Origin of the sequence: Marivirga tractuosa DSM 4126, assembly GCF_000183425.1 — a bacterium.
In the GTDB taxonomy this organism is placed as follows: domain Bacteria; phylum Bacteroidota; class Bacteroidia; order Cytophagales; family Cyclobacteriaceae; genus Marivirga; species Marivirga tractuosa.
Genome location: NC_014759.1, coordinates 1415291 through 1427670 on the forward strand (window position 1 = coordinate 1415291; position 12380 = coordinate 1427670).

A 12380-nucleotide genomic window follows, 5' to 3' on the forward strand; every position below is an offset into this window, starting at 1 on the left:
GAATGAAGCCTTTTCTTCTATTTTTGCAAAAACTTTAAACAGAGCATAATGAGCGTTTTAGTAAATAAAGATTCTAAAGTAATTGTACAAGGTTTCACAGGTTCAGAAGGAACATTCCATGCTGAGCAAATGATAGAATACGGCACCAATGTAGTAGGTGGTGTAACTCCTGGAAAAGGAGGTCAAAAACATTTAGACAGACCCGTTTTTAATACTGTTGAAGATGCTGTTAAAGAAGCTGGTGCAAATGTATCCATCATTTTTGTTCCACCTGCGTTTGCTGCAGACGCCATTATGGAGGCTGCCGATGCAGGAATCAAAGTTATCATTACTATCACAGAAGGAATTCCTGTGAAAGATATGATGAAAGCAAAAACTTATATTCAGGATAAAGATTTAACTTTAATTGGACCGAATTGCCCAGGGGTTATTACTCCAGGTGAGGCTAAAGTGGGTATCATGCCAGGTTTCGTTTTCAAGAAAGGTAAAATTGGTATTGTTTCTAAATCAGGAACTTTAACTTATGAAGCTGCTGACCAAATCGTAAAAGCTGGTTTAGGTATTTCTACTGCAATTGGTATTGGTGGTGATCCAATCATTGGAACTCCTACCAAAGAGGCAGTAAAAATGCTAATGGAAGATGATGAAACTGAGGCTATCGTCATGATAGGTGAAATTGGTGGAAATTATGAAGCGGAAGCTGCTCGGTGGATAAAAGAAAATGGCAATAAAAAACCTGTAGTTGGATTTATCGCTGGTAAAACTGCCCCAGCTGGAAGAAGAATGGGACATGCCGGTGCTATCATTGGTGGAAAAGACGATACAGCAGAAGCCAAAATGAAAATCATGGACGAATGTGGTATTTATGTAGTTCAGTCTCCAGCTGATATAGGAGAAACTATGAAAAAAGCATTATCTAAATAGAATATAGAGTCTAGATTCAAAATCCTAGAAGAATCATATACTTAGAGACTGTTTCAAAATTTGAGATATACTTTCATACAGTGTACATATAAGTTTTGGAACAGTCTTTTTTATTTTTAGCACAACAATGCAATAGAGTATGACCAATAATGACATCATAAAACGAATCCGCTACACTTTTAATTATAGTGATGATCAGATGATTGCCATTTTTGCGAGTGCAGATTATAAGGTAACCAGATCATTGATAACGGATTGGCTAAAAAACGATGAGCATGCAGAGTTCAAAGAAATTCATGATGATCAATTGGCTATATTTCTAAATGGCTTAATAAACGAGAAAAGAGGAAAAAGAGAAGGTGAACAACCTAAGCCCGAAAAGATCCTAGATAATAACACTATTCTTAAAAAGCTTAAAATCGCCCTTAAATTAAAAACGGAAGATATAACAGAGCTTTTTAAACTAGCCGGTAAACCTATTAGCCCACATGAGGTCACAGCATTTCTTAGAAACCCAAAACAATCTCAATATCGCCCATTTTTAGATCAATATTTGAGGAATTTTCTAAACGGTTTACAAATAAAATTCAGGGATCATAAAAAATCCTAATTAAACAAAAAAGGTGAACCAAACGCCCACCTCTTCTCATTAATCAATCTAAAAAAACACTAAACCACTATTTACTTAAAATCATCTACTGCATCACTTAAATCATACACTTTTGCATTAGGTAATAAGCTTTTGATTATACTAAAGCCTGCAGAGGAACGATACCCTCCTGCGCAATGTACCACTACTGGCTTTTGGATATCCACTTCTGCTGCTCTTTCCCTTAATTCTGGCAAAGGTATATTTTTAGCTGAATCAAAGAATTTACCATCTGCTACCTCTGATTCATTTCTAATATCAATAATTGTGTAAGCATCAGGATTATTCTTAAAATCATCTATATTAATTAAAGGATCTGTCACTATTTCACCTTTTGGGTTAATAACTCCAGCTACCAAATTCGATTCATAGCCAATTTTAGCCACTCTGTAAATTGCAAATTCCAAGTCTTGCTGATTTTCAGCTACCAAATAATATTTCTCACTTGGCCCGACTATAGAGCCTAACCAAGTCTCGAACTTATCAGCTTCCTTATTTTGAATATTGATAGCTCCTTTTAAATGTCCTTTCTTAAACTCATGCTTATCCCTGGTGTCAATAATAATGGAGCCTTGAGGTATTTCAATACCTTCTTTTTTATCTGCATTTTTAACAGCATCTTCCAAGTACTTTGCACCTTTTCTATTGACCTCTACACTGTTTGGGAAATATTTAGGAATGAACGATTGGCCTTCTAAGAAGGCATTAACAAACTTATCCTTTTCCTGTATTTGAAATGCCCAGTTATTCGCTTTCTCATTGGAAATCGTACTACTTAAGTCGTTGCTCATATTTTTACCACATAATGAACCAGGACCATGTGCAGGATAAACTATAGTATCGTCAGCCAACTCGGAAAAAACACCGTTTACGGTATCATACATCATTCCAGCCAACTCTTTTCTGCTTACTTGAATATTTCCTGCACCTTCTCTTAAATCCGGTCTTCCTACATCTCCAACAAATAAAGAGTCCCCAGTGAATACCGCTTTCTCATTTCCATTTTCATCCAATAATAAATAAGAATTATGATCGGGTGAATGACCTGGCGTAAAAAGAGCTCTAAAAGTTACTTTACCCACTTTCACTTCATCTCCATGTCCGATATGTTTGAAATCATAGCTTACGCCTACTTTCTCGTTCACATATATTTTTGCTCCAAATTTCTCTTGAATCTCTAAGTGGCTACTAATAAAATCAGCATGTGGATGCGTTTCAAAAACAGCAATAATATCGGCATCGTGCTGTTTAGCAAAATCAATATAGGGTTGTATATCTCTAGATGGATCAACTAAAGCTACTTTTCCGTTACTTTCAATAGCAAAGGAGCCTTGAGCCAAAGCATGATCATAAAAATGTTTAATATGCATAGTTGTTTCCTTTTAACTTCTATTACATAATTTACGAAAAGAAACAGTTTAGGATAGTAACAATGGTTACAGAAAAAAGCTAAATATTAGCAAGTTGATTTAGATTTAAATAAAAAAGGGTCTAGTGCCCTTCTCATTATAATTTCCCTTAACTTAATTAAGCAAACAGTTCTTTATAGATCATTACCGAGCCCATTATTAGTACAAACCAACCAAATCCTTTTTTCAATTTCTGACCATCAATCAGATTGGAAAGATAAGTTCCAATAAAGATTCCTGCACCGGCAATTGCTGTGAAAATAGTTAAGAACATCCAATCAATATCGCCACCTGATTGAATATCACCAATAAAACCGATCAAGGATTTTGCTGCAATGATCAAGAGTGAGGTTCCAACCGCTTCTTTCATCGGTAATTTAGCAAGAACAACTAATGCAGGAATAATTAAAAAACCTCCTCCTGCACCCACTAAACCAGTTAAAGCCCCAACAACTACTCCTTCAACTATAATTAATGGATAATTAAACTTCTTAGAGCCTTTAACCTCCTTAAGTTCTTTCTTCAAAGCTTTTTTATCCTTTATCATAGAATAGGAAGCAGCAATCATGAGGACTGCAAAAATCACCATAATCCCAATAGATTTAGTGATTTCAAGTCCACCAACTACAAACCATGTTTCTGGTAGAGCCGGAACCAAAAGCAATCGAGTAAGATATACTGAGATGAAAGCTGGAATGGTGAAAACAATACCTGTTTTATAATTTACCAATCCTTTCTTTGCATAACTCAACCCTCCAACAAGAGAACTAAATCCTACAATAAATAAAGAATAAGCCGTTGCGGTAACAGGACTAATACCTAAAAGATATACCAAAACCGGAACAGTAAGAATGGAACCTCCACCTCCTATTAGTCCTAATGAAATGCCTATAATGGCCGCACTTATAAATCCTATTATCTCTATCAATGTCATAATATAAATCAATTTTTTGACAAAAGTAGAGCGTTCCCAATCCTAAAGGCGTAACAAATGTTACTGCAAAAGCCAAGAAGTATGATAAAAGTTATCCTTTTAATGTTTTGAATTGACTTCATATTTAAATGGACATTCTCAAAAATATAGCTGTAAATTCCTTGGCCTTATTTTCAACTTATAAAACCTAACAACATAAATTAAGACATTTCTAAGCTAATTCTGCCATTAATTTTTTAGACTTATTATTGAAACGGATAAAAAGTATAACAGCTGTTACACTTAGCCCAATCAATAATCCATACCAAACGCCTTGCTCACCGAAATCTAAAATAAAAGCCAATAAATAGCCGCACGGCAATCCGATCACCCAATAGGCCATGAAAGTCACTAATGTTGGTAATTTCACATCTCCCATCCCTCTTAATGCGCCTAAACCAACCACCTGAATCCCATCAGACAATTGAAATAGGGCTGCGATAATCAACAAAGATGCTGCAATACTTATAACTGCTGGGTCAGAGGTATAAAAAGTTGGTAAGAGATGATTGAAAACCATGAAGACTAAGCCTGTAAATGCCATGAAAAATATAGCCATCAAAAAGCATGTGAAAGCTGCAATTCTCATCGTAGGAATGTCTCTTTGACCTAACTGATTGCCAACTCTAACGGTGGCCGCAGCAGAGATACCAGTTGCCATCATATAACTAATGGAAGCTAAATTCATAGCAACCTGATGAGAAGCTAATGGAACAGCTCCCATCCATCCGATCATGATGGCTGCCGAAGCGAAAGCTCCTACCTCAAATATGTACTGGAACCCCGTTGGAACCCCTAAATTGAGTAGTCTTTTGAAAGTAGCGGAATTCCAAACAGTGACTTTAAAATAATTCCAATAAACAGCAAATACTTTGAAGTACTTTACAAATAGCACCATTGCCACTGCCATGATTATTCTGGAGATCAAGGTTGCCCAACCAGCACCGACCAATCCCATAGGCTCAAACCCTAACTTCCCGAAAATCAAAACATAATTAAGCAGAATATTAATAACATTGGCACTTAATGTAATGTACATAGCCTGTTTGGTTAATGATAAACCTTCCGCAAACTGTTTGAAGGTTTGAAAAACCATAAAAGGCAAAAGGGAGAAACCAACGATTGCTAAATAAGGTTTAGCAAGTGCCACTACATCCTTAGGTTGATTTAAAATATCCAATATATACCCTCCAAACAGAAGGATACCAAAAAGCAATATGCCAAATAAGACATTTATAACAAAACTATGCTTTAAAAACCGCATTCCAGCCCTTTGATTTCCTTCCCCATCCGATTGAGCTATAAGCGGTGTTAAACCAAATGAAACTCCAATTCCGAACATCATGGCCACACTAAACACTGCATTGGCAACAGAAACAGCTGCCAATTCCTCAGTCCCTACTCTCCCAACCATAACAGAATCCGCAGTTCCGACTAAAACATGCCCCAACTGACTTAAAACAACTGGATAAGCTAGTTGATAATTACGCTTAAAATGTTCCCGGAAATCAGTTGTTTTCATTTGCTTTATTTGATTTTAATTGCAACCATAATGTGCTGAGACTAATTAATTCTATGCTTTTTATAGATATATGCCATTAAAATAGCTTTTGCATACACTATTCAGAGTTCTTCAAAAGAATTTTTTATCACTACGATTTACGTAACACTGCAAAACTAATTATTAAAATGAAGGGAAGATAATTATCATTATTTAATTGACCTTTGAAACAAAAATGAATTCAAAAACAAGAAACTGATTAATACGGCCATTCTCACCAATCTAACCTCACATTTTGGATAAAAGCATATATAAACTTTTGTAAATAAATTAATCAACTCAATTTTTTTCATTATCTTTATCTCATATAAAATTGTAATAATTTAATTGATGAAAGCTGTAAGAAAGATATTGGGTTTAGTATTTTTTGTTTCCCTTTTATTTGCAATAGGTCAGTCCAATTTGAATGCGCAAAATATCAAGAAATTCAATAAGTATGTTGAAAAAGCTGAGAAGCATTTTGGAAAGGGGAATTACGATAAGGCAATAAAATTCACGGATAAACTCATTAAAAAAAGCACCAAAAAATTTGGTGCTGAAAACCGGTTTGTGGCTGTGGCAAATTTAAAGAGAGCTAAATACAACTGGGCTTTAGGACAATTTAATAACTATTACCAACTCCATGAAGGTGCTATTGCAATCAGTGAAAAACTAAATGGAGAAAACACCATTAGCCACGGAATCAACTTGATTGATGCAGCACAAAACATGATGAATTATGGCAATTATGTGAAAGCTGATTACTATTTGAATAAAGCCATAGCAATATTCAGCGATGCATCAAACATAGATGAAATCTATATGGCAGACCTTAAACTAAGGAAAGCTGAAATCCTAATTGCAATTGGGGACTACAATAGTGCCTTAAGACTTATAAATGAAGAGGAAAGTTTTTATTTGCAAAGAACCTTAGAAAAAGACAAAAAACTTGACAAAAATGAATTAGAGCGAAGATATGAAGATGCAGCAAGACTTATTACTTTAAAAAGCAATGTCTTGAGGCATAAAGGAGAAATCAGACGAGCTGACTCAGCATTTTCTACTGGTGAGAATTGGATCAAGGACAAACTCAACAGGCGCAATAAATATTACGCAAATCATTTATTCCTCTTCGCCCAAATGTTGGAGGAAAATGGAACACGAGACCTGCCATTCAGCTATTATAGTGATGCATATGTTTATTCAATCTCAGCCAATGGACAAAACCATCCGAATACACTAAAGTACTTAGAGAAACTAATTATCAATACTATTAACGAAAACAATATTAATAAAGCCTTAGCCTTTTATAAAGATTTAGAAAAAATATTGAAATCGAACTTTGAAAAAAATAGCTCCCATTTTGTTAAGCTAGCAACCATCTCATTTGAATCAAACCTGAGGAAAGGAGATATCAAAAAAGTAGAAAAAGCAGCCGCTAAATTATCAGAAGATAAAAACCTGTTACCAGCTGATCACCCCATAAGAATTGACCTTTTAAACACTTTGGTTAAAGTTGCTGGGGCTAAAAATCAATTTCAAAACTCAGAACGATACATTGGTGAAATCATAAAAATAAAAAGCAAATTATATGGTGACACTAGCGTCACAACTGCACTGAGCAGATTAGACTTAGCTCACCACTGGGTAGATTTTACTGATAAATTTAATGAGGCGGTTGAAATATACAACTCTGAATTTTTTGGGAAAGTCGAGCATCAAATAAGCAACAAACATTATCGATATGTAAATCTCTTAAACCATTTAGCTACTACTTATCAAATTGATGATGATTATAAGAAAGCTTCATCCATTCTAGATGAGGCACTATTAGTCACAAGACAAAAATATGATAACCGAGATATAGATTTTGGTAAAGAATTAAACCTAATAGCTGATCTACAAATCAAAATTGGAGAATACGAAAAAGCTGAGGGCAATGTAAAAGAAGCCTTAAGCATTTTAGAAAATTTTGATAATGACAAGACTGTCATTTATTACATCATGGCATTAGAAACCTATGCAAAACTATTATCCATACAGGGCTTCTTTGATGAAGCAGAAGATGCCTTAGAATTATCTCAGGATTTATTTAAACAATCCATCCCAAGTGCAGAATATAATCCATTGATAGCATCCCAAGAACTGGCTTCTGTTTATTTAAAAGTGGGTAAATATGGTGAAACAGAAGAAATTCTTAACCAATCCATCAAAAGAAATGTGGAGCTTTTTGGCAATGACAGCAGGAAGATCATTATACCACTTGTGGATTTTGGAAAACTACAGCTGATTAAAGGCGATTATACACAAACCGAGGAATATGCTAGAAGAGCGTTAGAAATTTCTGAAAGAATATTTGGCGAACAATCCACTAAAAACGCTCCTGCCATACTCTTACTTGGGGAATTATATGAAACGATAGGTGACTACGAAAAATCGGAAGAATTTTACAGGCGAGCAATCACTATTCTTGAAAATCAGTTTGGAAGAACTCATGTAGATGTAGCCACCTCAATTTCTAGGTTAGCCATTGTAATGTTCTATAAAGGAAATGAGGATGCTCAAGAAATAGAAAAGCTTCTATTTGAAGCTAAAAATACAATTAGCAAAAGATTTTCTAGCAAAAGCCCATTATATGCAGATTTATTAAAAGATATGGCTAGATTTTTCATCTCTCAAAATAAGCTTGAAGATGCATTTAGTTTCTTACAACAATCTGAAGACATTTGGAAAGAAAAAGCTGGGAGAAGAAATAATATCAAAGCAGCCGACATTCATATTTTGCGAGGTGATATCTATTATAAGCAAAGGAATTGGAATGATGCCGAAAGTGAATATAAGGACAGCCAGAAACTCAATGAGAAATTTTTTAACGACAAACACCCTGAATATGTAAAAGCCACTTCAAGATTGAGTAAAGTCTATTATATGGACGGAAACCAAAGAAGAGCAAAACAATACATTGAAGAAGTTATGGAAAATTACACTCAATATATTGAAGAATATTTCCCTGCATTGAGTGAAAGAGAAAAAACTAAATATTGGAATACTATAAAAAATGATTTTGACTACTTTAATACCCTTGCTTTAAGCATGAATGACCGTTTTCCCGAATTAATAGAAACAGTTTATAACAACGCCTTAAGAATTAAAGGTTTGCTCTTGAGCAGCTCAATCAAAATGAGAGAGCGAATATTGAATAGTAATGATAGCACCCTAAAATCACAGTATTTCGAATGGTTGGATAAAAAGGAATTGCTATCGAATGCTATTTCTATGAGCAGTGAGCAATTGCAAGCTGAAAATATTGACCTAAATGAATTATCAAGAAACGTTGAACTAATTGAGAAATCCTTGAGTCAACAATCAGAATTATTCAGTCAGGATATTAGCTCAAAGACTTATACTTGGGAGCAAATAAAAAACACATTGCAACCAAATGAAGTAGCTATAGAAATGGTGAGGTTTAGATATTTTGATCATTACATTACGGATTCTGTTGTTTATATTATGCTAATTCTTAAAAATGATAAGCGTAGTAAGCCGGAATTTGTAGTCATGGAAAATGGAAATGATATGGAATCAAAGTATTTCAATAACTATAGAAATGCCATTAAATATAGGATTGAAGATACTTACTCCTACAACAATTTCTGGAAACCGATTGAGGACAAAATTGGTCAAAGCAAAACAATTTACTTATCGCCAGATGGAGTTTATAATCAAATCAATTTGGAAGCAATCCCTATTGGAGATGGTAAATATTTACTCGACAATTCGAATATTGTACTGCTAAGCAATACAAAGGATTTGTATATCAACAAGATAAGCACCAAACAGTATCAAGAAGAAAAAACTGCCTTGCTATTTGGCGATCCTAAATTTTATTTGGCTTCAAGAAAAGACTACATTAGTGAATTTAGGTCAGGCGCAACCCAAATCAGTGATTTACCAGGCACTAAAAAAGAAATAAATGAACTTACTGCGCTCTTTAATCAATATGGCTGGAAAACTAGCAATTTCCTAGACACAACGGCTGCAGAAGAAACCGTTAAAGAAATCAAAAGTCCTAAAGTATTTCATATAGCAACGCACGGCTTTTTTACTGAGAAGGAAGACAGAAGACCAAGTCAAACCAATGTCCAAGGTAGCGATATGTCTGATAACCCACTGCTTAATACTGGCTTAATGTTAAAAGGAGCTGGAGATTTACTAGCTAAAACACGCTACAATTACAATGTTGAGCCTGGGATTTTAACTGCATATGAAGCCATGAATCTGAATTTAGATCAAACAGATTTAGTAGTGCTTTCGGCTTGTGAAACAGGTTTAGGTGAAGTGCATGGTGGTGAAGGCGTATTTGGTTTGCAAAGATCGTTCCTCGTGGCAGGTGCCAAAACCCTTATTATGAGTTTATTCAAAGTTTCAGATGAAGCTACTCAAAAACTGATGGTTTCATTCTATGAAAAATGGCTGGAAACCGGAGATAAAAGACAAGCCTTTATTGATGCCAAAAAAGAAATCCGAAATGAATACAAAGATCCAATTTATTGGGGAGCATTTGTAATGATCGGGATTTAAGTGTTGAAGTGTAAAGGTATTTGTGTTTGTAGGTTTTGATCTAGGTCAGTACCGAAGATCAGACCGGAACTAGCTCTATATAACAGTTGGGATTTAGAAGTGAGAAGTTTGGTGTTGAATGATGGATTGAAATTTAAAGACCTTCCAGTTTTTTAAAAACTGGAAGATCATATTTTTTGAACTGGGCATAAAAAATTATTTCTCGCTGTCCTTCTTCCAATCTCTAATAAAATTAGACCAAGTCATAGGATTCAAGAAATTATTAGGGGGAACAATTCCTGTCATATCATAAAGGCGAGCATATCTCCACTGGTCGTAATATGGGCTGTTCTGATCGTATTGTTTTTCTAATAAGTTGTTTAAATCTCTCTTAAAATCCTGCAATTGCCTTTTCTGAATATCAGTTAATTCTTTTTTTACAATAGTACTGGTAAAATAATCCGCATCAGGTAAAGGATAAACTTTCACTTCCTCTAAAAGGACATTTTCCTGCACCATTAACTCAATTAAAGAATACGTTTTGCCTTCCAATAATTTAGGAATTATAAAATTTGAAGTTCTATACCCAACACTTCTAAACGTGATAGTATCTCCAGGGTAAGCAAGAAATGAAAAATACCCAGAATTATCGGCTACCGTTCCACTTTTACCTTCCCCAATTAATACGGTTGTAAAAGGTACAGGCTCCATATTTTCTGCATCTAAAATCACACCAGTAATGTTGATAGGATCTTCCTGCTGCGCTGCAGCTGAAAAGCCAAATAAAAAAATGGAAGCGAATAAAATCAGACTATTTTTCATATTTAATAATTTAGTGATCCCAATTATATTTATCTAAAGTTTCTATACAAGCATTCAATAATTGAACGGAATCCAATATATCTTGTTTGTGTGCCATTTCAATTACTTGATGCATGTTCCTTGTAGGAATAGAAATTGCTCCTGCTATTGCCCCATTTTTACCCATTCTTTGTAAGCCTGCGGTGTCCGTTCCTCCAGCGGTTAAAATTTCAGGTTGCCATTTGATTGAATTTCTATCAGCAGTTTGCTTCATAAATTCTACCATTCTGTAATCGCAAATAGTCATGGCATCTAAAACCTTAATTGCGGTTCCTCCACCTAGAGAAGTCACTTTTTCATGGGCTTGCGCTCCTGGTAAATCAAATGCAATGGTAGTATCTAAGGCAATTCCGAAATCAGGATTGATTTTATGGGAAGCCACGTTTGCACCTCGAAGTCCTACTTCCTCTTGTACAGTAAATACAGCATAAACATCATAAGGGTGATCTCTTAAAGTCTTTAAAGCTTCAATCAAAACAAATACAGACACTCTGTTATCAATTGATTTGCAGTTAACACAATCTCCCATCTCAATTAAGCCTCTTTCTCGGGTAACCGCATCACCAACTGATACTATTTTTTCTACCTCTTCCTTCTTCATTCCTAGGTCAATAAAATAGTCGGTTGTTTTACTTACTTTATTTCTTTCCTCCGTTGTCATCACATGAATAGGCTTAGAACCCATCACTCCTATCACATCTTTTTTACCATGTACAATTACACGTTGAGCGGTCAATGTTTTAGGATCAAAACCGCCAAGGGTTGTGAATCTAAGGAAGCCATTTTCGTCTATATGAGTGACCATGAAACCGATTTCATCCATATGAGCAGCTACCATTACCTTTTTGCCTTCCGGATTGCTCTTAGCTTTTTTAATGGCATGTACGTTTCCAAGATTATCAACCTCTACTTCATCTACCAAAGATTTTACTTCGCTGATTACTAAGTCACGAATCCTCTTTTCGTGCCCCGGAGCACCTGGAGTTTCACAAATTTTTGAAAGTAGTTCTATATTAAAATTTTCCATTCTAGCTTATTTAATTTTTTCAAAATTAATTGAATTCGGTAGTTATCAATAATTGTGGGGGAAAAGATTCACAGAAAACAAACGGAAAGCCAGAGCCTTTTTTCTTTTAACCACAAAGCTTCTCCAAGAATTTCACAAAGCACAAAAGAATACAATAGAAAATAACTAGGGTTATTTTCTTAAGATTGCAGTAATGTGTGAGTCTTCAAATCATGACAAAAAAAGAAACGGACACAAATAATGGCTATCTAAGCTGAATAATGATCTCTTGTACTCACAACTGCTCTGTGCCAGACTTAGAGATAACTTTCGCTTTAGCGAAAATCCTTTTGTTTCCTTTTGCTTCTATTGTTGTGAAAAAGTATGGTTTTGAGTGTGAAATAAGGTTAGTTACTTTCTGCTAAACCATAAGGTCGTTCCTACGGAACTTGGAGGAG

At 34.9% G+C, this 12380-nt stretch carries 8 protein-coding genes; 3 read left to right on the forward strand and 5 right to left on the reverse strand.

Annotated features, from left to right (window positions below; translation table 11 throughout):
- Window positions 1-48: 48 nt before the first annotated feature.
- Together sucD and FTRAC_RS05770 are read left to right on the forward strand one after the other, a co-directional pair.
- Window positions 49-924, forward strand: a complete 876-nt coding sequence (gene sucD / locus FTRAC_RS05765) for a succinate--CoA ligase subunit alpha (protein WP_013453292.1) — start codon at window positions 49-51, stop codon at window positions 922-924.
- A gap of 139 nt (window positions 925-1063) precedes the next feature.
- Window positions 1064-1534, forward strand: a complete 471-nt coding sequence (locus FTRAC_RS05770; protein ID WP_013453293.1) for a YehS family protein — start codon at window positions 1064-1066, stop codon at window positions 1532-1534.
- 71 nt (window positions 1535-1605) lie between these two features.
- Here the strand turns inward: FTRAC_RS05770 and FTRAC_RS05775 are convergent, their stop codons facing one another.
- From FTRAC_RS05775 to FTRAC_RS05785, 3 genes are all read right to left on the reverse strand, one after another.
- On the reverse strand, window positions 1606-2943 hold the full coding sequence (locus FTRAC_RS05775) for an MBL fold metallo-hydrolase (RefSeq protein ID WP_013453294.1): 1338 nt from the start codon (window positions 2941-2943) through the stop codon (window positions 1606-1608).
- Window positions 2944-3100: 157 nt separating this feature from the next.
- Entirely contained in the window at window positions 3101-3916 is an 816-nt protein-coding gene (locus FTRAC_RS05780; protein WP_013453295.1) for a sulfite exporter TauE/SafE family protein, read from the reverse strand.
- A gap of 211 nt (window positions 3917-4127) precedes the next feature.
- Window positions 4128-5477 (reverse strand): MATE family efflux transporter, encoded by a 1350-nt coding sequence (locus FTRAC_RS05785; protein WP_013453296.1) that lies wholly within the window; start codon window positions 5475-5477, stop codon window positions 4128-4130.
- A 369-nt stretch (window positions 5478-5846) separates the two neighbouring features.
- Here FTRAC_RS05785 and FTRAC_RS05790 point away from each other — a divergent pair, with 369 nt between their 5' ends.
- Complete coding sequence (locus FTRAC_RS05790) at window positions 5847-10076, forward strand: CHAT domain-containing protein (RefSeq protein WP_013453297.1); 4230 nt, start codon at window positions 5847-5849, stop codon at window positions 10074-10076.
- Window positions 10077-10271: 195 nt separating this feature from the next.
- On the opposite strand, the gene FTRAC_RS05795 is transcribed toward FTRAC_RS05790, so the two are convergent.
- On the reverse strand, window positions 10272-10877 hold the full coding sequence (locus FTRAC_RS05795) for a carboxypeptidase-like regulatory domain-containing protein (RefSeq protein WP_013453298.1): 606 nt from the start codon (window positions 10875-10877) through the stop codon (window positions 10272-10274).
- A gap of 10 nt (window positions 10878-10887) precedes the next feature.
- Window positions 10888-11943, reverse strand: a complete 1056-nt coding sequence (locus FTRAC_RS05800; RefSeq protein WP_013453299.1) for a M42 family metallopeptidase — start codon at window positions 11941-11943, stop codon at window positions 10888-10890.
- Between the last annotated feature and the right edge of the window lie 437 nt (window positions 11944-12380).